This window comes from Spinactinospora alkalitolerans (assembly GCF_013408795.1).
Taxonomy (GTDB): Bacteria; Actinomycetota; Actinomycetes; order Streptosporangiales; family Streptosporangiaceae; genus Spinactinospora; species Spinactinospora alkalitolerans.
Map to the genome: position 1 here is coordinate 4,005,332 of NZ_JACCCC010000001.1, position 25,625 is coordinate 4,030,956.

23 protein-coding genes and 1 tRNA gene are annotated in these 25,625 nt (G+C 70.2%); 18 read left to right on the forward strand and 6 right to left on the reverse strand.

The window, feature by feature from the left end; all coding sequences use genetic code 11:
- Positions 1-613: 613 nt before the first annotated feature.
- The gene (locus HDA32_RS17755; protein WP_179644249.1) at positions 614-1,687 is read right to left on the reverse strand and encodes an Ldh family oxidoreductase; all 1,074 of its coding nucleotides are present in this window, start codon (positions 1,685-1,687) and stop codon (positions 614-616) included.
- Between the two features lie 228 nt (positions 1,688-1,915).
- Between HDA32_RS17755 and HDA32_RS17760 the strand changes: the two genes are divergently transcribed.
- The 17 genes from HDA32_RS17760 to HDA32_RS17840 all read left to right on the forward strand — a co-directional run bounded on the left by HDA32_RS17760 (position 1,916) and on the right by HDA32_RS17840 (position 21,041).
- Entirely contained in the window at positions 1,916-2,713 is a 798-nt protein-coding gene (locus HDA32_RS17760; RefSeq protein ID WP_179644250.1) for an IclR family transcriptional regulator, read from the forward strand.
- A 261-nt stretch (positions 2,714-2,974) separates the two neighbouring features.
- Complete coding sequence (locus HDA32_RS17765) at positions 2,975-3,943, forward strand: sugar kinase (RefSeq protein ID WP_179644251.1); 969 nt, start codon at positions 2,975-2,977, stop codon at positions 3,941-3,943.
- 84 nt (positions 3,944-4,027) lie between these two features.
- Entirely contained in the window at positions 4,028-5,467 is a 1,440-nt protein-coding gene (locus HDA32_RS17770; RefSeq protein ID WP_179644252.1) for an Nramp family divalent metal transporter, read from the forward strand.
- Positions 5,468-5,765: 298 nt separating this feature from the next.
- Complete coding sequence (locus tag HDA32_RS17775; RefSeq protein ID WP_246334405.1) at positions 5,766-6,395, forward strand: bifunctional 4-hydroxy-2-oxoglutarate aldolase/2-dehydro-3-deoxy-phosphogluconate aldolase; 630 nt, start codon at positions 5,766-5,768, stop codon at positions 6,393-6,395.
- 18 nt (positions 6,396-6,413) lie between these two features.
- Entirely contained in the window at positions 6,414-7,028 is a 615-nt protein-coding gene (locus tag HDA32_RS17780; protein WP_281370507.1) for an NAD(P)-dependent oxidoreductase, read from the forward strand.
- 727 nt (positions 7,029-7,755) lie between these two features.
- A complete protein-coding gene (locus HDA32_RS17785) occupies positions 7,756-8,469 on the forward strand; it encodes a GntR family transcriptional regulator (RefSeq protein WP_179644254.1) in 714 nt (237 codons plus the stop codon).
- 7 nt (positions 8,470-8,476) lie between these two features.
- Positions 8,477-9,211: a ribonuclease activity regulator RraA gene (locus HDA32_RS17790; protein WP_179644255.1), complete on the forward strand. Its 735-nt coding sequence runs from the start codon at positions 8,477-8,479 to the stop codon at positions 9,209-9,211.
- Between the two features lie 19 nt (positions 9,212-9,230).
- On the forward strand, positions 9,231-10,154 hold the full coding sequence (locus tag HDA32_RS17795; protein WP_312863230.1) for a 2-hydroxy-3-oxopropionate reductase: 924 nt from the start codon (positions 9,231-9,233) through the stop codon (positions 10,152-10,154).
- Positions 10,151-11,809, forward strand: a complete 1,659-nt coding sequence (locus HDA32_RS17800) for a thiamine pyrophosphate-dependent enzyme (RefSeq protein WP_312863231.1) — start codon at positions 10,151-10,153, stop codon at positions 11,807-11,809. The genes HDA32_RS17795 and HDA32_RS17800 overlap by 4 nt, the downstream gene beginning before the upstream one ends.
- Before the next feature lie 128 nt (positions 11,810-11,937).
- The gene (gene araD, locus HDA32_RS17805) at positions 11,938-13,665 is read left to right on the forward strand and encodes an L-arabinonate dehydratase (protein ID WP_179644256.1); all 1,728 of its coding nucleotides are present in this window, start codon (positions 11,938-11,940) and stop codon (positions 13,663-13,665) included.
- Between the two features lie 279 nt (positions 13,666-13,944).
- Positions 13,945-15,582: a tripartite tricarboxylate transporter permease gene (locus HDA32_RS17810; protein WP_179644257.1), complete on the forward strand. Its 1,638-nt coding sequence runs from the start codon at positions 13,945-13,947 to the stop codon at positions 15,580-15,582.
- 45 nt (positions 15,583-15,627) lie between these two features.
- Positions 15,628-16,725, forward strand: a complete 1,098-nt coding sequence (locus HDA32_RS17815; RefSeq protein WP_179644258.1) for an Ldh family oxidoreductase — start codon at positions 15,628-15,630, stop codon at positions 16,723-16,725.
- Positions 16,722-17,690 (forward strand): hydroxyacid dehydrogenase, encoded by a 969-nt coding sequence (locus HDA32_RS17820; RefSeq protein ID WP_179644259.1) that lies wholly within the window; start codon positions 16,722-16,724, stop codon positions 17,688-17,690. The genes HDA32_RS17815 and HDA32_RS17820 overlap by 4 nt, the downstream gene beginning before the upstream one ends.
- A gap of 34 nt (positions 17,691-17,724) precedes the next feature.
- Positions 17,725-18,495, forward strand: a complete 771-nt coding sequence (locus HDA32_RS17825) for an HpcH/HpaI aldolase family protein (RefSeq protein WP_179644260.1) — start codon at positions 17,725-17,727, stop codon at positions 18,493-18,495.
- A 58-nt stretch (positions 18,496-18,553) separates the two neighbouring features.
- On the forward strand, positions 18,554-19,633 hold the full coding sequence (locus tag HDA32_RS17830) for a Bug family tripartite tricarboxylate transporter substrate binding protein (RefSeq protein WP_179644261.1): 1,080 nt from the start codon (positions 18,554-18,556) through the stop codon (positions 19,631-19,633).
- The gene (locus tag HDA32_RS17835) at positions 19,630-20,133 is read left to right on the forward strand and encodes a tripartite tricarboxylate transporter TctB family protein (RefSeq protein ID WP_179644262.1); all 504 of its coding nucleotides are present in this window, start codon (positions 19,630-19,632) and stop codon (positions 20,131-20,133) included. Before HDA32_RS17830 ends, HDA32_RS17835 begins: the two co-directional genes overlap by 4 nt.
- Positions 20,134-20,198: 65 nt before the next feature.
- The gene (locus HDA32_RS17840; RefSeq protein ID WP_179644263.1) at positions 20,199-21,041 is read left to right on the forward strand and encodes a hydroxypyruvate isomerase family protein; all 843 of its coding nucleotides are present in this window, start codon (positions 20,199-20,201) and stop codon (positions 21,039-21,041) included.
- A gap of 614 nt (positions 21,042-21,655) precedes the next feature.
- Here HDA32_RS17840 and HDA32_RS17845 read toward each other — a convergent pair.
- A tRNA-Pro gene (locus HDA32_RS17845) sits at positions 21,656-21,729 on the reverse strand.
- A gap of 378 nt (positions 21,730-22,107) precedes the next feature.
- Between HDA32_RS17845 and HDA32_RS17850 the strand changes: the two genes are divergently transcribed.
- Complete coding sequence (locus tag HDA32_RS17850) at positions 22,108-22,272, forward strand: hypothetical protein (protein ID WP_179644264.1); 165 nt, start codon at positions 22,108-22,110, stop codon at positions 22,270-22,272.
- A gap of 59 nt (positions 22,273-22,331) precedes the next feature.
- Here the strand turns inward: HDA32_RS17850 and HDA32_RS31490 are convergent, their stop codons facing one another.
- From HDA32_RS31490 to cmk, 4 genes are all read right to left on the reverse strand, one after another.
- Positions 22,332-22,454, reverse strand: coding sequence for a hypothetical protein (locus HDA32_RS31490; protein ID WP_281370399.1), 123 nt, complete (start codon positions 22,452-22,454; stop codon positions 22,332-22,334).
- 344 nt (positions 22,455-22,798) lie between these two features.
- Positions 22,799-23,107 (reverse strand): hypothetical protein, encoded by a 309-nt coding sequence (locus HDA32_RS17855; RefSeq protein ID WP_179644265.1) that lies wholly within the window; start codon positions 23,105-23,107, stop codon positions 22,799-22,801.
- A 170-nt stretch (positions 23,108-23,277) separates the two neighbouring features.
- Positions 23,278-24,702: a ribosome biogenesis GTPase Der gene (gene der / locus HDA32_RS17860; RefSeq protein ID WP_179644266.1), complete on the reverse strand. Its 1,425-nt coding sequence runs from the start codon at positions 24,700-24,702 to the stop codon at positions 23,278-23,280.
- 120 nt (positions 24,703-24,822) lie between these two features.
- The gene (cmk, locus tag HDA32_RS17865) at positions 24,823-25,563 is read right to left on the reverse strand and encodes a (d)CMP kinase (RefSeq protein ID WP_179644267.1); all 741 of its coding nucleotides are present in this window, start codon (positions 25,561-25,563) and stop codon (positions 24,823-24,825) included.
- Positions 25,564-25,625: the final 62 nt, after the last annotated feature.

Consider the following 25,625-nt stretch of genomic DNA (forward strand, 5'->3'; position numbering starts at 1 on the left):
GAGCGGCGTCACCGTCTCCCGAAAAGTGGGCGTGGCCGTCACCACGGAGTCCACTCCCCTCCGGCGTCGCGGCCTTCCGAACGGCCGTGTCCCACACTCGCCGGAGCCCTTGCGGAGACGCAGGCCCCAGGGATTATGGGACCGCTCCCCCGCATGCCGTCCACTGCCGGTGCGTGCCGTTTCGCGCCGTTTGGTCCGCCCCCGACCGATTCGACTGCCGTCGAATACCACCGATTGTCGGGACGGTCCGGAACCGCCGAGCACATGTGGAGCACACCACAGTGGGCGACGCTCGGCCGATGACGGACACACCGTTCCCAGAACACTCCCTCATCAAGAGACGACCTGTTCATTCGGCCCGGTGAAAGCGGTGGCGATCGCCGCGGCCACCTCCAACTGCAGCGGGCCTTCGATGTGCGGCCACAGCAGCGGCGGAAGGGCGAAGATCCGCTCGACTGGACTGAGGGACGCACGGCACAGGGCATTCCGGTGAGCTCCACAATGACCACGCTCCCGTCCGGATCCCCACCGACCATGCCCTCGCTGAGACCGCTCCCTTCCGCGCAGGCGCATCCGGCGGTACGCCCCCGCCTGGGCCTCCTGCCTCCTGCGGTCAGCTCTCGTCCGCAGACCTCGGGTCGTGGGTTCCCATCTGCTCGGCCATCGCGGCGAGGTCGTTGAGGACCGAGGCGGGCAGCGGGACGCGGTCGGCGTTGCGGGCGGCGTTGCGGTGCTCGACGTCGCCCGGGCTGAGCACTTCCCGGACCGCTCGTGCCGGCGTCACATCTCGGAGGCGCTGCTGGAAGGCCGCGGCGCGGGAGACGGCCGCGGCGTTGCCGTGCACTCCGGCGGGGTCGACCACCCAGAGAAGGTGGCCGGTGCCCATCGGGACCGATGGGTCCGCCCACATGTCGGTGGTCTCGGCGGCCATCCTGCCGCCGGCGAGCGGTCCCGCGAGCAGTTCGAGCAGGGTGGCCAGCCCGGAGCCCTTGTGTCCACCGAAGGGCAGGAGAGCTCCGGCCAATGCGGCGGTCGGGTCCGTGGTCGGCACGCCGTCGGCGTCCACGGCCCACCCCTCCGGGATCTCGTGCCCCTCTTTCCCGGCCTCCACGATGCGCCCGTAGGCGCCGGCGCTGGTGGCCATGTCGAGGACCACGGGGTCGTCGCCGCCGGTCGGGAAGGCGATGGTCAGGGGGTTCGTTCCGAGCAGCTTCTCTGCTCCGCCGAAGGGGGTCACCGATGCGCCGGTGGTCGAGGCGAGGAGCGCCATGAGGCCCTCGCGGGCCAGCTGCGACGCCCAGTACGCTCCGGCGCCGTAGTGCGAGCTGCCCCGGACGGCGACGAGCGCCGTCGCGTGCTCGCGGACGAGGTCGCGGGCCTTGTCGACGGCGTGCGCCATCGCCACTTGCCCGAAGCCGTCGGCCGCGTCGAGCACGGCTGTCGCGCCGTGCCCACGCGTCCAGCGCATGGGGGCGTCCGGCACGATCCCGCCGGTCTGCACGGCTCGTATGTAGAGCGGCAGTCGCATGACGCCGTGGGAGTGGGTTCCCCGACGATCGGCCTCGACGAGCGAGACCGCGATGAGTCGACTGTCGGCCTCGGGGACGCCAATGGCGCAAAAGATCTCGCTGCTCGCCCGAAGGAGCGCGGAAGCGGCGACGGTCGAGAGCTCGGACTGCTGGTTCATCGGTGCGGAACTCCTTGGTGCTGGTCGTGGTTCTGCCTTCTCGACTCGCCCGCCCTGCGCGTCACCGATGGCGAGTACTTGTCGAGCGGGCGTCCCGTCGTGCATGATGCATCATAGCCGAAATGCAAAACGATATTCTGCATTGCAAAATACAAGGGTTTCTCTGCACGTCGCGCCATGTGCAAGGCAGGTTTTCCAGCCCGGAACGGCCGAGAGGTGAATCGGATCATGGTCAACAGACCCGCGGCGGGACCGCGCGGCGCCTCCCCACGCAACTCGTCGAGCTCGCTGCGACGTGCCCTCGACCTCATCGAGGTCGTAGCCGAGGACCACGGTGCGGGGGGATGCTCCCTCACCGAACTCGCCGCCCGATCCGGCCTGGCCAAGAGCACGGTGATCCGACTCGCCGCGCCCCTGCTGGACCGCGGGTACCTCCACGTCGACGCCGACACCGGGCGCTACCGGCTCGGTCCCGGCGCCGCGCGCCTGGGCAGCGCCTACCTCGCAGGTCTCGACCTGCGTTTCACGGCGGCCGACATGCTGCGCCGGCTCGTCGCGGAGACCGCCGAAACCGTGCACCTCTTCGTGCCCGATGGCATCTGGATGGTCTACGTCGACAAGTACGAGGCTCCGCGCCCCGTCCAGATGGCCTCGCGGATCGGCAGCCGGCAGCCGATGTACAGCACCGCCGGCGGACTCGCCTACCTCTCCCGGGCAGATGAGGGGGTGGTCGAGTCGGTCCTGGAGGCGGGGCTCGCCGTCCACACCCCCAACACACCGTCCACGCCCGAAGCCCTGCGCTCGGTCCTCAGACTGGCGCGCGAACGCGGATACGCCGTCGACGACGTCTACAACGAGCCCCACATCCGCGGCGTCGCCGCGGCCGTCGTCGACGCGCAGGAACGTCCCGTCGCAGCCATCAGCGTCGCAGGTCCCGACTACAGCCTGACGCCCGATCGCTTCCACGAAATCGGTGAACAGGTCATCGCCGCGGCCCAGGAGGTGTCGGCCAGGCTCGGTGCCTGACCGCCCGGGTCACCGGCCACCCGCCGTCACCGTCAACACCTCAGCAGGTCGAAAGGCACAGCGCCACCGAGGAAAGGAAACCCCCGTGCCCATTGACACCGCCTCTTCCCGATCCCGCCCCCGCCGCGTCTACGCGCGGTGCCCGCTCGGGAGGACCATCGCAGCCGCGGTACCGCACCTCGGCGGCGGTTCCCGCTCCGGCGCCGTGGCCGTCCGGAACGCGACCGGAGTGGCCGCGGGCGCCGCGGAGGGGGCGTCGCGATGAACACGCCGTCCAGCGGAGGAGTGGTCACGCTCGGGGAGACGCTCGGCCTCCTTGTCCCCGATGACGTCGGTCCGCTCTTCCTCGCCCGCAGCATGCGCCTGAGCATGGGAGGCGCGGAATCCAACGTGGCCATCGGCCTCGCGCGCCTGGGCGTCCCCGCATGCTGGATCGGCCGGCTCGGCCGCGACCCGGTCGGAGACCTGATCGAGCGGAACCTCCTCGCCGAAGGCGTGCGGTGCCTGGTGCGCCGGGACGACGCCCCCACGGCCCTGATGCTGCGAGAGCGGCGGACCGGGACGGTCGCCGGCGTCTCCTACTACCGGCACGGCAGCGCCGGATCCCACCTGTCACCGGATGACCTGCCCGACGGCGTGATCGAGCAGGCGGAGACGCTGCACATCTCGGGCATCACGCCGGCCCTCGGCGAAAAACCGGCGGCCGCCGTCCGGCAGGCCGTGCGCCGAGCCCGCTCGGCCGGCGTCCCGGTGTGCCTCGACTTCAACTTCCGTTCGAAACTGTGGGACGCGGCCACGGCGGCTCCCGTGTTCCGGGAACTCGCCGCCGACGCCGACATGCTCTTCGCCGGTGACGACGAGGCCCGCATCGCCCTGGGCGTCGACGACCCCGGCAGCGTGCAGCCGCAGGACCTCGCCCGTGAGCTCAGCGCTCTGGGCCCCGGCGAGGTCGTCATCAAACGGGGCCGGCACGGAGCGACCGCCCGGATCTGCGGGGAGACGATCGAGGTCCCGGCCGTGCCGGTCCACACCGTCGACAGCGTCGGCGCGGGAGACGCCTTCGTCGCCGGCTACCTGGCCTCGAAACTCACCGGCGGCGGCGTTCACGAGCGCCTGTCGACCGCCGCCGTCACCGGCGCCTTCGCCGTGACCGTTCCGGGCGACTGGGAGGCGCTGCCCCGGCGGCAGGAGCTGTCCCTGCTGGCCGCCGACCAGGACGTCCAACGCTGAAGCGCTGCGGTCGGCGAGCGCGCCGGACATGGACACGTCCGGAAAAAGGCGCGGAGCACGAGCCAGAGCAGGAAAGGAAATCCCATGACCAGAAGTCCCGGCAAGGACGCGGGCGTCCTCGACCCCTCCCTGGCGTTTCCCGCGAAGCACATCCCCCGGCCGCAGGTACGCGACCTGCCCGCACCGCCGTCGAAGCAGTGGCGCTACATCGGGCCGGGAATCGTCGCCGCGGGCGTCGGGATGGCCAGCGGAGAGTTCATCCTCTTCCCCTACATCGCCTCGCAGGCCGGCTTGACCTTCGTCTGGGCGGCGCTGCTCGGGCTGCTCACCCAGTACTTCCTGAACATGGAGATCGAGCGCTACACGCTCGCCACCGGAGAGACCGCGATCACCGGCTTCAGCCGGCTGTGGAAGCACTGGGGCCTGGTGTTCGCGATCCTCGCCTACTTCGCCAACATCTGGCCCGCCTGGGCGACGAGCTCGGCGACGCTGGTGACCTACCTCTTCGGCGGGGACGTGGCCGTCATATCCGCCGTGATCCTCGTCCTGGTGGGCCTCATCCTGACGCTGGCGCCCATCGTCTACAACGCACTCGAACGCGCCCAGATGCTCAAGGTCGCCGCGCTCCTGCTCCTCATCGCGGTCGCCGCGGTCTTCGCGCTGGGCGCCTCCGCCTGGAGAGACGCACCCACGATCGTCACCGAGCCGGGGTTCCCCGCCGAACTCGGCTTCGCCGTCCTGCTGGGGGCCCTCGCCTTCGCCGGAGCCGGTGGCGGGCAGAACCTCGTCCAGAGCAACTGGATCCGGGACAAGGGTTTTGGCATGGGGCGCTACATCCCCAAGATCGTCTCGCCGCTGACCAGGGAAACCGAGGCCCGAGGGCAGGCGGGGTTCATCTTCCGACCGACCGAGCAGAACCTGGCCCACTGGCGGGGCTGGTGGCGCTTCGCCAACAAGGAACAGCTCCTGACCTTCGTGGTGATCTCGTTCCTGTCGATCACGTTCATGTCGCTCCTGGCGTACGCGACCGTCTTCGGCGAACCGGGGCTCAGCAACGACATCTCGTTCCTGCGGATCGAGGGCGAGCGGCTCATGGACATGGTCGGCGCCTGGTTCGGCTACTTCTTCTGGGTGGTCGGCGCCGTGTCGATGTTCACCGCCGCATTGGGCATCGTCGACTACACCAGTAGGCTGGCGGCCGACGTGCTCAAAACCAGCTACTTCCCGAAGGCTTCGGAGAGCAGGGTCTACGCGGGCCTCGTGTGGGGGCTCGTCGTCATCGGTCTCATCGTCATCCTCGCGGGCCTGACGCAGCCGCTCACGCTGGCCATCATCTCGGCCTGCACCGGCGGGACGATGATGTTCATCTACTCCGGCCTGCTCATCGCGACCAACCGCAGGATGCTGCCGAAGCCGATCCGCATCACGGGCGTGCGGCTGGGCGCTCTGATCTGGTCGCTCCTTCTCTTCGGCGTCCTCGCCGCGCTCACCTTCCAGCAGCAGATCGGCAACCTCATCGGCTGAGCCGACCGGAACCGGACCCGCAGGCGCCCCGCACCGGACGGACTCCGCGGAGCCCGCAGCCCGCCCGGTCCGGGGTCCTCCCGATGGGAGCGCGTCCCACCGAACGGCGGAACGCGGCCGAAGAGCCGGGAAGACCACCGGCAGCCGGACCCGGCCCGCAGCACGGGAGGGCGACCCGATCGCTCCCTGCCCCGGGGCATCGGGACCCGTCAGCACGCCCCCGCACACCCCGTTGAGCGCCTCGGCCGCCACGTACGGCACCGGCCGTCTCGACCACCCGGAAAACGAGGAGACCCGCATGGCACACATCCGGCAGACCACCGGACCGTCCGCCTTCTTCGATCAGATGTTCGCGCGGACCTCCGTGATGGCCATCCTTCGCGGCATGGACACCGATCGCACGGTGCGGCTCTGCGAGCGAGCCTGGGACGTCGGAATCGACGTCGTCGAGGTACCCGTCCAGACCCCCGACGCCCTTCCCTCGCTGCGCGCCGCCGTCGCCGCCGGCCGCGAACGCGGACGGCCCGTCGGCGCCGGCACGGTCGCGTCCGTCGACCAGGTGCGCGACGTCTCCGAGGCCGGCGCCGCATTCACCGTGGCTCCAGGGCTCGACGAGGACGTCGCACAGGCGTCGGTCGCCGCCGGACTGCCCCACCTGCCGGGCGTGGCCACTTCCTCGGAGATCACGCGAGCCCTGAAGTCGGGCAACCCATGGCTCAAGGCCTTCCCCGCGGCCTGCCTGACGCCCGCATGGATCACGGCCCAGCTGGCCCCCTTCCCCGGTGCGCGCTTCGTGGCCACCGGGGGCGTGGACGCGCAGAACGCCGGGGCCTTCCTCGACGCCGGCTGCAAGGTCGTCGCCGTCGGCTCCGCACTCGCCGATCCCGACCAACTCGACCTCCTGGCCGATCTGGTCCGAACCCGGTGAGCGACGCGGCTACCGCCCCTGCCGGAAGCGGCCGCCCTTGTGTCGAGTGGCCGCTGGAACGAGTGGACCGCGCTGGAACCGATCCGCCCCCTGTCCGAGTGCACCCTGGGACTCGTCGGTCTCGGACGCATCGGCCGAGAACTCCTGCGCCAGATCGGTGGGCTCTTCGGCCGCACCCTCGCCCACGATCCCTATGCCGTCGACCTGCTGCCCGCAGGAACCACCCACACCGATCTCGATGACCTGATCGCCCGTTCCGACGTGCTCTCGCTGCACTGCCCGCTCACCCCGGACACCCGCCACATCATCGGCCGAGACCGGCTCGCCCTCATGCCGCCCGGTTCGCTGCTCGTCAACGTCGCCCGTGGAGGGCTCGTGGACACAGCCGCGCTACTCGACGCGCTGGACAAGAGGCGGCCCTCCGCAGCAGCCCTTGACGTGCTCGAAACCGAGCCACCGCGGCACGGCGCCCCCGTCATCGACCACCCGCGGATCCTGCACACCCCCCACGTCGCCTGGTACTCCACGGAAGCGGCCGGGCGGCTGCGCACCTCGCTCGCCCATCGATGCGCCTCCCACCTGATCGGCCGCCCCGGAGCGACGGTCGTCAACCCGCAGGCCGAAGGGGTGTGACGCACAGCGACACCGAAGCACATGGAAACCGGTCGATGCGCGGAAGCCGTGTCCAGGCTCCGCACCCGGCGGAGCGGCACCGCGGAATATCCGCCCGCGCCATGTGGTTGTGCGGGGTGCGGGTCGATGCGGTAGCAAGTGTCCCCCGGGCCTCACCCATCGCCTTCGCGGAATACCGCGGACCGGCACCCGCGCCCGGCGCGGGAGGGCCGGACGGTCTCGGAGCCGCGTTGCGCCACGCGCCGAGAGGCGACCGCCGCATCGCACCCGGCACACGTGAACGGGCCCGGCGAGCAAGGCTCGCCGGGCCCGTTCGCATGTGGGCGACCGCGGTGGCCGACCGGATGGCCGCGTTCCGCGAAGTGGCTCCGCACCGAGCACGATCTCGGCCTGCCGGATTGCTGGGTGCCGCGGTGATGGCCGGTGTCGGCCCTGCGCGGGTTCTGGGACGTGGTGGCGGAGTTCTTCGACGTCCGCTCCCGATGGGCTCTTCAGACGGCGGGTAGGCACCTGCACATCCGGCGCTCGGCATTCTGCTCATTGGCCGTGACCGCCTCTTTTTTCATTGCGGTGTCTCATATACCATGCACTACATGCCGTATATGATTCAGGTCACCGTTCCGAGGGTGTGGGGATGCACCGCAAGACGGCGCCGACATGTCCGTCTTGAGGCGGTTTCCGCCACGCCATACTGGCGTCGCCGACGCCAGTGAGAGGGACGAGTGCCATGACAATAGGCTTTGACGGATCGGGCGGGGGCGGCACCGGGCTCCAGAGGCTCCTGCCGGCGCCGGCCTTCCAGGGATCACGCTCCCAGGTGGTCGCGGACGCCATCCGCAAAGCGATCCTCTCCGGGAAGCTCGTGCCCGGCCAGCCGCTCGTGGAACGCGAACTCTCGGAGCTGTTCGGAGTGTCCAAGACTCCCGTGCGCGAGGCGCTGATCGGCCTGGTGGGGTCGGGATTGATCGACCAGAGCCAGTATCGGGGGATGACGGTGCAGACCGTCACCCCCGAGCTCGTCCGTTCCGTCTACGAGACCCGGGACCTGCTCGAACCGGCGGCCATCGCGATGTCGGCCCGGAACATGACCGACGCCGATATCGAAGAGGCCGGACGGCTGCTCGAGGAGGCCGCCGAGCGGGGCAGGCAGGGCGACCGGACAGAACTGCAGCTACTCAACCGGAGGTTCCACCGGCGGCTCTACCTCTCGTGCGGCAACCCGCTGCTGTGCCGCTATCTCGACGGACTGCAGGACCTCGTCGCGCTCATCGCGATCGCGGGCTGGGCCCAGAAGAAGACCTGGGAGGGCGAGCACGAGGAGCACCACCGCATCATGTCCGCCGTCGCGCGCCGCGATCCCCGGGAGGCCGAGCACGAGGCCAGGGAGCACATGAACCGGTTCGCCGACCAGATGATGGAGAATTTCGACCTGAAGGGATGACCTGACGATGGACGGCCCTGCAAAGCTTCCGACGAGCACTTTCGACCTGCTACGCCAAGCCAGTACGGCCACCATCGCCACTCAGCTGTTCCGGCGGGGGCTGCGCAACACTTTCCTGTACGGTCTCCGCCCGCTCAATCCCGATGCGAGCCGATTCGTCGCCGAGGCGTTCACCCTGCGCTACATCCCGGCCCGCGAGGACGTCGACCGGGTCGAGGTCTTCCAGGACTACGATCATCCGCAGCGGCTGGCCGTCGAGTCCGTGCCGGAGGGGCAGGTCCTGGTCATGGACTGCCGCGGACAGGGTCGGGCGGCCTCGGCGGGGGAGATCCTGGTGACCCGGCTGATGATGCGCGGCGTGGCGGGTCTCATCACCGACGGCTCACTGCGCGACTCCCCCGACATCGCCCGCCGTCCTCTTCCCGCGTTCACCGCCGGGGTGTCGGCGGCCACCAACCTGGTCCAGCATCATGCGGTCGATCTGCAGACGCCCATCGGATGCGCCGGAGTCCCCGTCTACCCCGGTGACGTGATGTGCGCCGACGCCGAAGGGGTGGTCTGCGTCCCCCGGCACCTGGCCGAGGAGATCGCCGGTCCCGCAGCGGAGCAGGAGCGCCAAGAGGCGTTCATCCTCGCCAAGATCGAGGAGGGGCGTCCTCTGCGCGGCACCTATCCTCCCGATTCGCGCACTCGCACCGAGTACGCGGAACACCTGGCGAATCTCGGCCCCACGGCGAAGTAGCGAGCGGAAGGAGTGCGGCGTGACCGCAGTGGAGTACCGCCCGGGAGAAACGAAGATCGGGTTCGTCGGCCTCGGGCTCATGGGGGAGCCGATGGCTCGGAACCTGGTGTCGGCGGGTTTCGACGTGACCGTGCACAACCGCAGCAGGGAAGCGGTCGACCGACTCGCCACCGCGGGCGCCAAGCCCGCGGGCAGTCCGGCCGCGGCCGCCGCCGAAGCCGACGTCGTCATCGTGATGCTGCCCGACGCGCCGGATGTCCGGACGGTGGTTCTGAGTGAGGACGGCATCGCCTCGACCCTGCGCGAGGGCGGGCTGCTCATCGACATGAGCACGATCTCGGCGGGTGTGACCCGCGAGCTGGCCGACACCCTGGCCGAGCAGGGGGTGCGGATGCTCGACGCTCCGGTCAGCGGCGGGCAGCAGGGAGCGGTCGACGCCGCACTGAGCATCATGGTCGGCGGGGAGGAGTCCGTGTTCGAACGCGCGAGGCCGATCTTCGCGGCGCTGGGAACGAGGGTGACCCTGATCGGAGGGAACGGCTCGGGGCAGGTCGCCAAGGCGTGCAATCAGGTCATCGTCGCCGGGACCATTCAGGCGGTGGCCGAGGCGCTGGCCCTGGCGCGGCACAGCGGCGTCGCTCCCGACCGGGTGCGCGAGGCCCTGCTCGGCGGGCTGGCGGGCAGCAAGATCCTCGAGGTGCACGGCCGGCGCATGCTCGACGGCGCCTTCGAGCCCGGCTTCAAGACCCGACTGCACGACAAGGACCTCGGCATCGCGCTGGAGGCGGCGTCCGAAGCCGGGGTTCCGCTCCCGACGACCGCGCTGGTGCGGCAGTTCTTCAACGCGCTGATCGCGTCCGGTGACGGCGATGCCGACCATGCCGCGCTGGCCCTGGTCGTGGAACGCCTGGCCGGTGCGGGCGGCGGGCGGAGGACGCCGTGACCGCGTCGGGCCGCGAGATCGGCGCGGCAGCCGTCGACCTGCTGGCGGAGGCCGGAGTGCGGCGCTTCTACACCGTTCCGGGGGAGAGCTTCATGCCCCTGCTCACCGCGGTCGAAGCCGACCCGCGCCTGACCCTGGTCTCGACCCGGCACGAATCGGGTGCGGCGTTCATGGCCGAGGCGGACGCCAAGCTCACCGGCCGCCCCGCGGTCGCCATGGCCACCCGCGGAGTCGGCGCCGCCAACCTCGCCATCGGCGTGCACACCGCCTACCAGGACTCCACCCCGCTGATCGTCCTCCTCGGCCAGGTCGATTCCGATCACCTGCACAAAGGGGCGTTCCAGGAGGTCGACCTGACCGCCTTCTTCACCCCCGTCGCCAAGTGGGCGGTCACGGCGCACCGGGCCGACCGGATCTGCGACCTGATCGGCCGAGCCTACGAGATCGCCGTCTCCGGACGTCCCGGCCCCGTCGTGATCGCGCTCCCCTCTGACCTGCTGACCGAGCGGACCGACCTTCCCACTCCCCCGATCCATCAGGCCTCCGGGTCCGCGGGGCGGCCCGCGGTGGCCCAGGCCGACCTCAGCGTGCTGGCCGAGCGGCTGCTGGCGGCCAGGGCCCCGGTGCTGATCGCGGGGAGCGGGGCACGCGGCGATTCCAAGGCGCTGCGCGCCGTCGCCGAAGGATTCGGCTGCGGCGTCTACACGGGCTTCCGCCGCCAGGACCTCTTCCCCAACGACCACCCGCTCTACCTCGGGCACCTGGGCCTGGGCGGCGGGCCGACCCTCGACGCGCTGCGCGCGGCCGACCTGGTCGTCCTGGCCGGGAGCCGGCTGGACGAGATCACCAGTCAGGGCTACACCCTCCCGGCCCCGGGCACCGATGTGGTGCAGATCGACATCGCGCCCCAGCCCCTGGGCACGGGGACACCGCCCGTGCAACGCCTGACCGCCGACGTCACGGGGGCGCTCGCCGCGCTGGCCGACCGCGCTCCCGGGCGTCCCCCGGCTCGTGATTGGGAGGCGGCACACCAGCGCCACCTCGACGGCACCCGGGCACCCGAGGCGGTCGACCCCTCCGCCGGACTGGACCCGGCGCGGATCGTCACGGCGATCCAGCGGTCGCTGCCCGCCGATACGGTCGTCACCAACGACGCCGGGAACTTCGCCGCCTTCGTGCAGCGCCACTGGAACTTCACCCGCCCCCACACGCAACTGGGGCCGATCAACGGAGCCATGGGCTACGCGGTGCCCGCCGGAGTGGCCGCGGCGCTCGCCGAACCGCACCGCCACGTGCTGGCCACGGTCGGCGACGGCGGATTCCTGATGACCGGCCCGGAGGTCGAGACCGCTGTGCGCCTGGGGCTCTCCCTCACGGTCGCGGTGTTCCGCAACGGGTTGTACGGAACGATCGCGATGCACCAGGCCCGCGCCTACGGGCAACTGGCCGCTGTGGACATCGGCCCCGTCGACATCGCCGCGGTCGCCCGCGGCCTCGGTGCGACCGGAGTGACCATCCGCACCGAGGAGCAGCTCGAATCCGCACTCACCGAGATCACGACCGGCCCCCCGACCGTCACCGTCCTCGACATCCTCACCGATCCCGACCTGATCGCGCCGGGCAAACGGCTCTCCGTTGAACTCCGCGCGAGCTGACCTGTCCTTCCCGCCGTCTCCACCCCTGCTCCGGACGCACCCGCAGCGCGCAGCCCACCCGCGCGGTCCCGGGAAGGAGCGTCCGCTCGCCATGCCACGCACACCCCCGACGTCTGACGGAGGCACAGATGTCACCGGAGTTCGATCCCCGACGGCTGCGCAGCCACCGCTGGTTCGGCCCTGACGACCTGCGCAGCTTCAGCCACCGATCCCGCGCCAAACAGCTCGGTTACAGCGAGGCCGACTTCAAGGACCGGCCGGTCATCGCGATCCTGAACACCTGGAGCGACATCAACCCGTGCCACGGGCACTTCCGGACCCGGGCCGAAGAGGTCAAGCGGGGTGTCCTGCAGGCGGGTGGCTTCCCCGTGGAGATGCCCGCGCTCTCGCTCTCGGAGCCGTTCCAGAAACCCACGACGATGCTCTACCGGAACCTGCTCGCCATGGAGGCCGAGGAGCTGCTGCGCTCCTACCCGGTCGACGGCGCGGTGCTGATGGGCGGCTGCGACAAGACGACGCCCGCACTGATCATGGGCGCCGCCAGCGTCGATCTGCCGTCGGTCTTCGTACCGGCCGGTCCGATGCTGCGCGGACGCTGGCGCGGCAGCGTACTCGGCAGCGGGACGGACCAGTGGCGTTACTGGGCCGACCGCCAGGCCGGGGTGATCGGCGACTGCGAGTGGCGCGAGATCGAGGGCGGCATCGCCCGTTCCGCCGGACACTGCATGACGATGGGCACCGCGTCGACCATGACGTCGGTGGCCGAAACCCTCGGCCTCGCGCTGCCCGGCTCCGCGTCCATCCCCGCGGTGGACTCCGCCCATTCCCGGATGGCCGCGGAGAGCGGGCGCACGGTGGTGGAACTGGTCAAGCGGGACGCGCGGCCGTCCACGATCGTGACGGCCTCGTCCTTCCGCAACGCCGTCGTCGCGGTACTCGCCTTGGGCGGATCGACGAACGCCGTCATCCACCTGATCGCAATGGCGGGCCGCTTCGGGATCGAGCTGTCGCTCGACGATTTCGACGCCCTCAGCCGCCGGGTCCCGATCCTGGCCGATGTCCGGCCCTCGGGTCGCCACCTCATGGAGGACTTCGCCTACGCGGGCGGACTCACGGGGCTGCTGAGCCGACTGCCCGACCTGCTCGACCTTTCGCGTCCCACGGTGGCGGGCGGCACGCTGGGCGACGCGCTGTCCGGCGCCGGTGTGCACGACGACGACGTCATCAGACCCCGGGAGGCTCCCCTGGCCGCAGAAGGCGGAATCGCGGTGCTGCGCGGCAACCTCGCCCCCGACGGCTGCGTCATCAAGCACAGCGCGGCCGACCCGAAGCTGCTCCGGCACACCGGGCCCGCCGTGGTCTTCGCCGACTACAACGACCTGGTCGCCCGCATCGACAGTCCGGACACCGCTGTCAACGAGGACTCGGTGCTCGTCCTGCGGAGCGCCGGCCCGCAGGGCGGCCCGGGCATGCCCGAATGGGGCATGCTGCCCATCCCCAAGCGGCTGCTCCGGCGCGGGGTGCGCGACATGGTGCGGATCTCCGATGCCCGGATGAGCGGGACCAGCTACGGCACCTGCGTCCTGCACGTGGCGCCGGAGTCGTCCATCGGCGGCCCACTGGCGCTGGTCCGCGACGGCGACCCGATACGTCTGGACGTGCCGGGGCGGCGGCTGGACCTGCTGGTGGACGGGGCGGAACTGGAGCGCCGCCGGCGGCGGTGGACACCGGCCCCACCGCGTCCGGAACGAGGGTACGGAGCTCTTTTCCGCGAACACGTCAGCCAAGCCAACAAAGGCTGCGACTTCGATTTCCTCGCTCGTCCCGGGGTCACCGACGAACCGGAGATTCACTGAGCAGATGATTTCCCACTGATTTAGTCGACCGGACGGAAAAAGGCTGATGCCGGCGATCGGCATCGGCCCATCCGATCTGTGCCTTTCCACAAGAATGGCGATTCCGGCTTCCAGGATTTTCTATGCGGAGACCATTGACAGAGATCAATTTCAATGTACGGTGCATGGTATATGAGATATGGAGAGATATGGATCACAAATCTTCGTGATGTGGCCCATAGTCGGCGTCCGCCTTTGACGCCGGTTGCACCACCGTCGGCCTGATCGAGAGGTGAAGCCGTGGACTGGGGACTGGTCGTCCAGGAATGGGCCCTGCTTCCAAACGCGATCATGGACATCCTGACCGATCCCGTGGTGATCATCGCCCTGGTCGCCGGCGGGCTGATCGGCATCGCCGTCGGCCTGATGCCGGGACTCACCGCGGTGATGGCGATGTCGCTGTTGCTCGGCTTCATGCTGAAGCTCCCGGTCGAGGCCGGGCTCGGACTGCTCATCGGGGTCTACACCGGGGCGATCTACTCCGGCAGCATCACCGCGATCATGCTGAACATCCCGGGAACACCGGCGGCGGCGGTCACCACGCTGGACGGTTTCCCGCTGGCGAAGCGCGGCAAGGCGCGTGAAGCCGTGGGAACGGCCACCTGGGTCAGCTTCTTCGGCGAGTGGATCGGTGAGATAGTCGGCTTTCTACTGCTGCCGTTCGTCGCGGTGCTCGCGCTGATGCTGGGTGATTGGGAACTGTTCCTCGTCGCCATCGTGGGAGTCCTGCTCGCCGGTGGGCTGGCCGGAGGAAGCCCTCTCAAGGGATGGATCGCGGCATTCATCGGTATCGCCATCAGCATGGTGGGAACCGACCCGATTTTCGGGACTCCGCGGTTCGGATTCACTCCGGAAATGATGCGCGGCATCGATTTCGTTCCGGTGCTGATCGGGGTTTTCGGGGTCGCCGAGATCCTGTTCGTTCTACGTTCGAAGCAGCCCTACCGGCTCGTTGGCAAACCCGGCCGCGCGATCACCCGCTGGGACATTCTGCGCAGGCCGGCGAGCATCGTCAACATCATCAGGTCCGCGCTGATCGGCGTCTTCATGGGGATCGTTCCGGGCGCCGGTGAGTCCGCGTCCCCGTGGATCGCCTACGACATCGCGCGGAGGAGGTCCAAGCGGCCCCAGGATTTCGGGAAGGGCTCGCACGAAGGCCTCATCGCCGCCGAGACGTCGAACCAATCGACCTCCGGAGGCGCGCTCATCCCCACGCTGACGCTGGGCATCCCCGGCAGCGGTCCCACCGCGATCCTGCTCGCCGCGCTCTTCATGTACGGAGTGCGCCCGGGCCCCAACCTCATCGTGGAGGAGCCGGGATTCATCGCGACGACGATCGCGCTCTTCCTGATCTCCGCTGTCATCATGCGCGTCCTGGCCTACCTGGCCTCCACCTACTTCATCCGGCTGCTGTCCATCCCGCGGGGCATCATTCTTCCCGTGGCGGTCACCCTCGGTTTCATCGGCGCCTGGGGGGTCGGATTCACCGTCTTCGACATTCAGGTGGTGCTGGTCTTCGGGCTCATCGGCTACGTGCTGCGCAGCCGCGGTTTCCCGCTGGCGCCCCTCGTGCTCGGGGTCCTCATCGGTCCGCTCGCCGATCAGTCCCTGCGCAGGGCGATCCTCACCTACGAAGGCGACTTCGGCGCCATGCTCAGCAGGCCCATCGGCCTCCTGCTCATCGCCTTTCTGATCGTGATGCTCGCGCAGAGCCTGTGGCGGCGCCGGCGCCGGCGCTCGGCCGCGCACGACGCCGCCGGTCCCCTCGGGACCGGCCCTGGGGACGACGACGCCGGGGGCACCGAGGCCGCCGAGGAATCCGCGCGCTCCGGCGCCGCCCGCAACGACGATCCTCCAGAAGCGGGCCCGCGCTCCTGACCGCCGTCCGCCCCGTCCCGTCCGACCGAAAAGGAGGTCCAGACCGTGCTCGAGCGAGTGTCCCCCAGATCCGTGCACGCGATGACCGAGTTCACCGTCGCCGTTCTCACCCGCGCCGGCATGCCCGAGGACACCGCCCGAACCGTCGCCCGGCACATGATGTGGGCCGATCGCAGAGGAACCGAGACCCACGGCCTGGTGAGGCTCCCCGCCTACGTCGAGCGGATCAGGCGCGACACCCTCGATCCGCGCGCCCGGCCCCGGGTGGCCTCCCGCCGCGGGGCCGCGCTCGTCATCGACGGCGGAAACGGATTCGGGCACGCGGCCGCGGACTTCGCCATGGCATCGGCGTTGGACGCCGGCAAAGAGGCCGGGGTCGGAACCGCCGTGGTGCGGCACAGCGGGCATTTCGGAGCCGCCGGGAGCTATGCGGCGATGGCGGCGCGCAGCGGGGCGATCGGCATCGCGATGACCAACGCGGCGCCGCTCATGGCCCCGACCGGCGGCAGGGAGCGGCGGGTCGGCAACAACCCCGTGGCGATCGCCGTGCCTTTCGGCGAATTCCCCATCGTCCTGGACATCGCCATGAGTGCGGTGGCGGCCTGGAGCATCAAGCTCGCCGCGGATCGGGGCCAGGCCATTCCCGAGCAGTGGGGCTTCGACGCCGACGGCCTGCCCACCTCCGACCCCGCCGACGTGCTGTTCAACGGCGGGCTGCTCCGGCCGGTGGGCGACCACAAGGGATACGGCCTGGCCCTGATGGTCGACCTGCTGACCGGAGTCCTCGGCGGTGGCGCACCGGGGGCGGAGGTGAAGCGGCTCGACCAGAACGCCCCCGTGGACGCCAGTCATACCTGCATCGCGCTCGACATCGGCGCGTTCAGCGACCGGGTCGGCTTCGACGCCCGGGTCGAGGCCCTGGCGGCGTCGGTGCGCGACACTCCGCTCGCCAGCGGCGCCGAACGGATCCTGCTGCCGGGAGAGCGCGAGGCGGAGACGGCACGTGAGCGCGATGAGCGCGGCATCGCCTATCCCGCGGACATCTTCGCGGCGCTCGAACCGCTGGCGGAGGCGTCCGGGGTGCCGCTTCCGCCACCGCTCGAACCGGCCGCCGCCGCGCGGAAGGCGGGGGCCGGCCGGTGAGCGCCGACACGACCGCCCTCGTCTACGTCGACGACCCCGTGCACCCCGACGCTCTGGAGCTGCTGCGCGGGCACGGCCCTCTCGCTCTCGGTTTCGGCCCCGAGGCGACCACCTTCGACCGGGTCAAGGACCACGTGGAAGGCGTGCTCGTCCGCACCGGGACCGTGAGCGCCGCGATGATCAACGGGGCGCCCCGGCTCAAGGTCATCGCCCGGCACGGCGTGGGCACCGACGCCATTGACGTCGCCGCCGCCGGACGCCGCGGGATCCAGGTCCTCATCACCCCTGAGGCGAACGCGGTCTCGGTCGCCGAGCACACGATCGGTCTGCTCATCGCGGCGGCGCGGCGGTTCCGCGAATGCGACGCCGCGGTGCGCGGGGACGATTTCCACCTCCGCGATCAACTCGTGGGGATCGAACTCGCCGGGAGGACGCTCGGTGTCTTAGGGCTCGGTCGAATCGGCCGCCGGGTCGCCGCGATCGCGGGGGCCGTCGGGATGCGGGTCCGCGCCCACGATCCGTTCCTGCCCCCGGACGCACGATTGCCTCCGGACGTCCTGGCGCAGCCGGAGCTGCGGAGCCTGCTCGATCGCGCGGACGCCCTCACCGTGCACGTTCCGCTGACCGCGCAGACCCGTGGACTCATCGGAGGCGGAGAACTCGACATGCTCGCTCCCGGTGCGATCGTCGTCAACGCGGCCAGGGGCGGCGTGATCGACGAAGCGGCATTGGCGGAACGCCTTGTGAGCGGGCGCCTCGGCGGGGCGGGCATCGACGTCTTCGCCGACGAGCCGCCGCACGGAAGCCCACTGCTCGACACGCGGAACGCGGTCCTGACACCCCACTGCGCGGCGCACACCGGCGACTCGCTGCGGCGCATGTCCGTGCATGCGGCCGAAGGCATCATCACCGTGCTCGAAGGCGGTCTGCCCGAAGGCGCGGCCCAACCGGTCCACACGGCCTGACCCGGCCGCCGACAACCGAAACGAGGAGATGCACATGTCGTTCCACCAACGGCTCAAGCGGGGCGAGAAGGTACTCGGGACCATGATCTCCGAGATCAGCAACCCCAATACGGCGGTGATGCTGGCGACCGCGGGCCTCGACTTCTTCCTCATCGACATGGAGCACGGCACGCTCGACTACTCCGACATGGCCGGTCTCATCACCGCCGGACGGGGCTGGAACGTGACGCCGGCCGTGCGCATCCCCGAGATCCGGCGGGAGACCGTCCTCAAACCCCTCGATGCGGGCGCTTCCGTGCTCGTCGTCCCCCAGGTCGAAGAAGTGGCCGAAGTCGAGGAGGTCGTCTCGCACGCGATGTACCCGCACCGGGGGCGCCGCGGCGTGGCGCTGCGCCGACCGCACAGCGCCTACGCGAAGTACCCGGCGATGGAGTACATGGAGGGCGCCGACAAGGAGACCCTGGTCCTGGTGCAGATCGAGACCCGGCGCGGGCTCGAGAACGTCGAGCGGCTCGCCGAGGTCGAAGGGCTCGGCGGTTTCTTCATCGGACCGTTCGACCTGTCCGTGGACATGGGCCTGCCCGGAGAGGTCGGCCATCCGGACCTGCGCGAGGCCTTCCGCAGGGTGATCGCCGCGGCCCACAAGCACGGACGTGTGGCGGCCATCCACGTGTTCGATCCCCGGATGGCGATCGAGCTGATGGACGACGGAATCAACATGTGCTCGGTGAGCAGCGACATCAACATGCTCGTCGACCAGGCGACCGACAACGTTCGCATCATGCGCGAGTCCATTCGCACATGAGGATCGGCTGGGAGTGCAAATGCCGAACGATGCAAGTAACCCGCTGAGGACACGACCGATGCGACACACTGCCGCGGCCACGGGCGTCGTGATCGCCCTGCTGCCGTTGGCGTCCTGCGCGAACGGAGGAAGTGCCGCCGACGCCTTCCCCGCACGTCCGATCGAGCTGACCGTGGGCTGGTCCGCAGGCGGCAGCTCTGATCTGACCACGCGCGGGCTGGCCACGGGGATGGAGGAGGACCTGGGCGTCTCCGTGCAGATCGTGAACGTCGAGGGCGCCACGGGAGGCGTGGGCGCCTCCCAGGTCTCCCACCAGCCCGCCGACGGCTACTCGATCTTCGGCGGGGCCAGTACCGCCGGGATGTGGCGGGTGATGGAGCAGTCCGACGCCTCGTGGGAGGACTTCTACGCCCTGCTCGCAGGGCCGTCGCCCACCACGATCTTCGTCCGGGCCGACAGCGAGTACGGGTCCATCGAGGACCTCGTTGAGGGCATGGAGGACGACCCGTCGATGCGCTACGGCACGCCGGGCCCCGGCAGCAACGGGCATATCCTCGGCGAACTGCTCAAGCAGGAGACCGGCACGGAGGCCGAGCACGTCCCATACAACGGAGGCAGCGAGGCGGGACGCTTCCTCGTCTCCGGCGAGATCGACTTCGTCTCCGTCACCCTCGGCGACATCCTGAACCTTGTCGAATCCGGCGACGTGCGTCCGCTGGCCAACCTGTACGAGGAACCGGTCGAGGTCGCCGGTGTGGAGATCCCGCCGATCGTCGACACCTACCCGGCCCTCGCCGACCAGACCGCGATCAATCCGTGGTTCGGGGTCTACGTGTCCCGGGACACCCCTCCGGAGATCGTCGAGCGCCTGGCGGAATCCGTCCGGTACGCCACCGAGCAGGATGGGTTCCGCGAGCTGTACGAAGGCGACTTGGGTGGCATCGTCGACTACACGGTCGGCCATGAGTCCGACGAGGTCATGGCGCGGGTGGAGGCGAGCCGCTCCTGGGCGCTGCACGGCCTGGGCATGACCGAGCACGATCCGGCCGAGTTCGACATCCCGACGATCTCGGAGTTCGAATGGCCGCCGCACGGCCGCGCCGCCAATGCGGCCGAATGGCCCGAAGGGCTGCGATGAGTGCCCGGACGCCCGCGGACGGGACCGATGAGTGCGCTCCGTCCCGGGCCGCGGGCGACCTCGCCCTCGGCACCGCCCTCATCGTGGTGTGCGCCTGGGCGGCCGGGGAGTCGCTCGACATGCCCCGCCGCGGCGAGCTCGGGCTGCTCACCAGCCCGGGGTTCACTCCCTTCCTGGTGTGCGTCCTCGTAGCCGTGCTGAGTGCGGTCGTCGTCGCACGCGCCCTGATGCGCGGAGCGCTGAAAGGGATTGCTCCCCGCATCGCGGAGATGTGGTGCAGCGAGGAGTCCCGCCGGGTCGTCGTCCTCTTCGCGCTCATCACCGGCTACGCCCTGCTGATCGGAGTCGTGCAGTTCGCCGTGGTGACCGGGGGATTCCTGCTCGCCATGTTCTGGTACGTCCGCTCGGGCGGCTGGCTCACCATCGCTCTGGCGACCGCGGTCGGCGTGCTGCTGACCGCGGTGGTCATCCCGTACGCGTTCACCATGCCCCTGCCCTGACCGGATCAAGGAGCGAAGCCCGGACCGGTAGCGCCCGCGCCCAGGGGAACCACAGTGGAGGATTCATGAGGTTCGCCGTCAACCTGTCCATGCTGTTCACCGAACTTCCACTGCTGGAACGCCCCGAGGCGGCGAAGAAGGCGGGCTTCGACGCGGTGGAGTGCTGGTGGCCGTTCGACATCCCCGAGCCGGGCGATAAGGAGGTCGAGGTGTTCCTCGCCGCCATCGCCGACGCGGGAGTCAGGCTCACCGGCCTGAACTTCGACGCCGGCCCCCTGGCCGACGGATACCGCGGCTTCGTCTCGCAACCGGACCGCAGCGGCCGGTTCCGAGCGAACGTCCCCGCGGCGGTGGACATGGCCGGACGCACGGGCTGCCAAGTCCTCAACGCTCTTTACGGAAACCGGCAGAAAGGCGTGAGCCCACGGCTCCAGGACGCATGCGCCCTGGAGAACCTCCAGTTCGCGGCCGAGGCCGCAAGAGGCGTGGCAACGGTCGTACTGGAACCGCTGAACTCCTTCGAGAGTCCGCACTACCCGCTGGTGCGCACCGCACACGCGGTGGAGGTCATCGAGAGGGTACGGGAAGCGGGCGGCGACCGGCTGGGACTGCTCTACGACGTTTACCACATGCAGCGGATGGAGGGGAACCTCATCGACAACCTGCGACGGCACTCCGACCACCTCACCCATGTCCAGATCGCCGACTCGCCCGGGCGAGGGGCCCCGGGGACGGGTGAGATCGCCTTCGCGCGGGTCCTCGACGCCCTGCACGACGTCGGCTACCAGGGCACCGTCGGCCTGGAGTACAAGGCCGGCGATGCCGCCCCGCACAGGTTCGACTGGCTCCACCCCGAAGGTAGGGGCGACCTCGCCGGACGACGCATCAGCGAGTTCCTGACCGTGTGACACCGCCTGGAGCGAAGCCACGTGCCGGGTCCATGGCCCGCGTGCCGCTCTCATCGCGCACGTCCGGACTGTCCGGCCGCGTTTGCTTCTTCGACCGGCCGAATGAGCCGGGCGAAGCGGAGCCGACGTAGCACTCCGAGACCGGGAGGACCGGTCACAGGAAGGACAGCAATGGCGAACGCACAAGGAGGACAAGACCCCATCAGCGCCTCCTCGGCCAGAGCGGCCACCGGCGGAACATCCCAGCACGAGGTCTCCCCCGTCTCTATGGCGCGGCGCTCACGAGTAGACCAATACGCGGACTCGGACCGGCGTCAAGGAGTCGGCTACTTCCAGGATGAAGAAGCCCCCGCCTGAAAACATCCGGCGACAGGAGTCGAGCCGTGAGCGTCCCCCTACGGGCAGGACATGACCCGTGAGAACACCGCTCCCCGGCCGGGCGCACCCCTCGGCCGACCGGGAAGGGAAGCCGGTCCTCTCCGGCCCGCTAAGCTCAGAAACGGCGAGCAGGACGCGAAGAAGGTGGAGACAGAACACGCTTTCCCGTCTCCACCTCAAACGCAGAGCAGGGACACCCGTCCCGGATGCCCCTGCTCTGACTTGCTATTTCTCTGTCGGGACGGCGGGATTTGAACCCACGACCCCTTGACCCCCAGTCAAGTGCGCTGCCAAACTGCGCTACGTCCCGGTGCCTCGTAGGGCGGTTCGCCCTCGCGACGTGGACAACTCTATCGCATTCTCGGAGCCGTTCGAGACGGCTTTTCGCGGCTTCGGTCCGGTTCCGCCCGTCCTCCTCCGGCCGCCCTCGGTCGCCGAGGGCTTTCCCGACACGGGCGCCGACGACGGCCAACCCCCGGCCAGGCCGGAGCCTCTTCGCGCAAGGTAACGGCGATCCTGTGACCAGGCCACGCAGCGCCGCGTGGCCACTCGGCGATCGCGTCGGCCTCGGGCGTCCCGGCCTTCCTCCCGCACCTCGCATCCTTCCGCGCACGCGGCTTGCCTCCGCGACACGGACCGGGAAGCACCATGAAAGTTTTCTTTCAAGTTCCATGGTCATGGAGACCCGATGAAGACCAACGTCGCGGTCGTCTTCCACAGCGGCTACGGGCACACGCAGCGCCAGGCCGACGACGTGCGCCGACTGGGCGCGCACCCGATCGACGGCGTGCTGTGGCCCTCATCCGCGGCGCAGCCGCCATCGCGGCCGACAGGCACGGCTACACCTCGGTGAGCCTGTCCCTGGGTTCCGGCGGCACGGAGCCGTCGACGCGGCACCACCGTCGGGCTGAGTCATCCCGTGGTGATCTGCCGACCCTGGCCGCGGGTCACCACGGGCGGTGGCGCGCTGACGCCGCCGAGGGTGATCAGGACCTCGCGCAGCAGGTCGGCGGTCGCGCGGGCCGACAGGAGCACCGCCGTCTCGGCCAGCTCGCGGCCCTCCGCGGTGAGCCGCGCCGATCGTCCGGGGCGATTCCGCGCTCGACCAGGCCGCTCTCGGAGAGGCCGCGCAGCACGTTGCCGGTGCCACCGGTGGACAGCAGCATCCCGACACGCGAAGAGCCGGCCGGAGCCCAGCCTTGAACGGCTCTTCCGATGCGGCCTGGGGCGCCCACTATGCAGCGTGGCGCCCCCGCTCAGGAGGACGCGGCAGGATCCGGCCGCTGGTAAGCGGCGTTACCGGGGATCAGAAACCGCCGGTTCCGATACGCGAGGCGATACAGAACTCTCGAGTCGGAGACGTCGATCCGGCCACACCCTCATCCTGCACTGACCCGTCGGCGACGGTCGCGCACGTGGCCGGCTCCATGGAACCTGCGGCCCGGTCGCGGCGGGGTACTGGGACCTCGTCCCCGACTGATCGCCTGGGCGATCAGCGTCTGCTCGCTGGGGGAGGCGGCGCCGCGCCTACAGGCCGGGCTCGTCTTGGGCCAGGCGCTCGTAGAGCGCACGGTCGGCACCGGCTCGTCGGCGACCTCGCGCAGCAGCTCGCGCACCGGCCGCGAGGCGTCGAGCTCGGCGCGCAGCGCGGCGTCCCCTCGTGGCGACCACCACTTCGATGGTCCCACCGCAAGACTCGCTGCGCCGCCAAAATTCATCGATACACCGATGCGGTGTTCCAGGGTGCTCTCAGGGCTGATCGACAAACGCCTTCAGAACCCACGAACAAGATCAGCTGGGCCGCGCCGTCCCGCGGCGCGGCGCGGGACGGCGCGGCTCATATGGGCGCCCGGCGGGGTCAGCGGTTCCAGTCCGGGCGCACGCTGCCCTTGGACGCCCTGCCGCGGCCCTTCTTCTCCCGGATCCGCATGCTGAGCTTGATCGGGCTGCCCTCGAAGCCGAAGTCCTCGCGCAGTCGGCGCTCGATGAAGCGACGGTAGTTGTCCTCCAGGAAGCCCGTCGTGAACAGGATGAAGTGCGGCGGGCGCGCGTCGGCCTGCGTGGCGAACAGGATCTTGGGCTGCTTGCCGCCGCGCACCGGCGGCGGGGTCGCGGCCACCAGCTCCTTGAGCCAACTGTTCAGCCGCCCCGTGGAGATGCGGGTGTCCCAGGAGGCCAGCCCGATCTCGATGGCCGGGACGAGCTTCTCGACGTGCCGACCGGTCCTGGCGGAGATGTTCACGCGCGGCGCCCAGCGGACCCGGAAGAGCTGGCGGTCGATCTCCTTCTCCAGGTAGTACCGGCGCTCCTCGTCCAGCAGGTCCCACTTGTTGAAGGCCAGCACCAGCGCCCGCCCCGACTCCACGACCTGCTCGATGATGCGCAGGTCCTGCTCGGCCAGCGACTCGCTGACGTCGAGCAGCACGACCGCCACCTCGGCCCGCTCCAGCGCGGCCCCGGTGCGCATGGTGGCGTAGTAGTCGGCGCCCTGCAGCGCGCGGAACCGGCGGCGGATGCCGGCGGTGTCGATGAACTTCCAGGTCTGCCCGCCCAGCTCGATGAGCTCGTCGACGGCGTCGCGCGTCGTCCCGGCCACCGCGTCGACGACGACCCGGTCCTCACCGGCCATGCGGTTGAGCAGACTGGACTTGCCGACGTTGGGCCGCCCGATCAGCGCGACCCGGCGCGGTCCGGCCTCCTCCTCCAGCGACTCCTCGGGCGGCTTCTCGGGCAGCGCGTCCAGCAGCGCGTCCAGCAGGTCGCCCGAGCCCCGGCCGTGCAGCGCGCTGACGGGGTGGGGCTCGCCCACGCCCAGATTCCACAGTTCGAGCGCGTCGGCTTCGGCGCCGGCGCCGTCGACCTTGTTCGCCGCCAGCACCACGGGCCGGTCGGTCGAGCGCAGCACGCGCGTGACGGCCTCGTCGGTGTCGGTGATGCCGACGGTGGCGTCGACGACGAACAGGATCGCGTCGGCGGTCTGCGCCGCGTACTCGGCCTGCCCGGCCACCATGGCCGCCAGACCGCTCACGCTGGTCTCCCAGCCGCCGGTGTCGACGAGCGTGAACTCCCTGCCCTGCCAGGAGGCGTCGTAGGCCACCCGGTCGCGGGTCACCCCCGGCACGTCCTCCACGACCGCCTCGCGGCGGCCGATGATCCTGTTGACCAGGGAGGACTTGCCCACGTTGGGTCGTCCGACAACGGCCACCACGGGTTTCACCGCGGCCTCTTCGGCCTCGTCCGCACGGGGCGCGTCCGTTGTCGGGAAATCGATGCTGTCAGTCATGTGAAGCTCCCGGTGCGATGTCCCCACGCGCCCAGGATGCGTGCCGCGGGGACTGGTTGAACGTGCCTTCCGGCACGGTGGAACCGCGTGCCGCTCGGGCACGCGGAGCGCGCTGAGGTGTCAGCGCGCGGTGCGCTCTGCGGCCTCGTCGGCCAGCTTGACGACGAGGGCGACGACCTCGTCCAGGGAGAGCCCGCTGGAGTCCAGCTCCAGGGAGTCCTCGGCCTGCGTCAGCGGCGAGAGCGCACGGCTGGAGTCGAGCCGGTCGCGCAGGGCGAGGGCCGCCTCGGTCGCCGCGACGTCGCTCGTTCTGTTCTCCTTGCTCCGGCGGACGGCGCGGGCCTGCGCGCTCGCCGTGAGGTACAGCCTCACGGGGGCTTCGGGCGCGACGACGGTGGTGATGTCGCGTCCCTCCACCACGATGCCGGCCGCGTCGCGGCGCGCCTCGGCGATGATGTCGCGCTGCAGCGCTACGAGCCGCTCCCGCACCTCGGGGACGGCGCTGACGGTGCTCACCCGGCCGGTGACCTCGTCGGTCCGGATGGCGCGGGCCACGTCCGTGCCGTCCACCCGGACGGTGGGGGCTTCGGGGTCGGTGCCCATGGTGATGACCGGTTCCGCCGACCTGGCCGCGACGGCGGCCGCGTCGGCGACATCGACCTGGTGCTGGATCATCCACCAGGTCATGGCCCGATACATCGCCCCGGTGTCGAGGTACCGCAGTTCGCGCGCCCGCGCCACGCCCTTGGCCGTGCTGGATTTGCCCGACCCCGAGGGACCGTCGATGGCGATGACGATGCCCTCGCCGTGACCATGCGCGTTCACTGCGACTACCTTTCCCCGGGGGTGATTCCATCCCATCTCAACGCCCCAGACTACCGGTCGCCGACGGTGGTCGTACCCCGCTGTGCGGCGCCGAAGGG

Bases quoted from the DNA above. Each gene is read 5' to 3' on its own strand.
- HDA32_RS17850 (WP_179644264.1), top strand. From the start codon at position 22,108: ATGAAGACCAACGTCGCGGTCGTCTTCCACAGCGGCTACGGGCACACG.
- HDA32_RS17840 (WP_179644263.1), top strand. From the start codon at position 20,199: ATGAGGTTCGCCGTCAACCTGTCCATGCTGTTCACCGAACTTCCACTG.
- HDA32_RS17785 (WP_179644254.1), top strand. From the start codon at position 7,756: ATGACAATAGGCTTTGACGGATCGGGCGGGGGCGGCACCGGGCTCCAG.
- HDA32_RS17765 (WP_179644251.1), top strand. From the start codon at position 2,975: ATGAACACGCCGTCCAGCGGAGGAGTGGTCACGCTCGGGGAGACGCTC.
- HDA32_RS17775 (WP_246334405.1), top strand. From the start codon at position 5,766: ATGGCACACATCCGGCAGACCACCGGACCGTCCGCCTTCTTCGATCAG.
- der (WP_179644266.1), bottom strand. From the start codon at position 24,702: ATGACTGACAGCATCGATTTCCCGACAACGGACGCGCCCCGTGCGGAC.
- HDA32_RS17755 (WP_179644249.1), bottom strand. From the start codon at position 1,687: ATGAACCAGCAGTCCGAGCTCTCGACCGTCGCCGCTTCCGCGCTCCTT.
- HDA32_RS17770 (WP_179644252.1), top strand. From the start codon at position 4,028: ATGACCAGAAGTCCCGGCAAGGACGCGGGCGTCCTCGACCCCTCCCTG.
- HDA32_RS17760 (WP_179644250.1), top strand. From the start codon at position 1,916: ATGGTCAACAGACCCGCGGCGGGACCGCGCGGCGCCTCCCCACGCAAC.
- HDA32_RS17790 (WP_179644255.1), top strand. From the start codon at position 8,477: ATGGACGGCCCTGCAAAGCTTCCGACGAGCACTTTCGACCTGCTACGC.
- HDA32_RS17830 (WP_179644261.1), top strand. From the start codon at position 18,554: ATGCGACACACTGCCGCGGCCACGGGCGTCGTGATCGCCCTGCTGCCG.
- cmk (WP_179644267.1), bottom strand. From the start codon at position 25,563: ATGGGATGGAATCACCCCCGGGGAAAGGTAGTCGCAGTGAACGCGCAT.
- HDA32_RS17825 (WP_179644260.1), top strand. From the start codon at position 17,725: ATGTCGTTCCACCAACGGCTCAAGCGGGGCGAGAAGGTACTCGGGACC.
- araD (WP_179644256.1), top strand. From the start codon at position 11,938: ATGTCACCGGAGTTCGATCCCCGACGGCTGCGCAGCCACCGCTGGTTC.
- HDA32_RS17835 (WP_179644262.1), top strand. From the start codon at position 19,630: ATGAGTGCCCGGACGCCCGCGGACGGGACCGATGAGTGCGCTCCGTCC.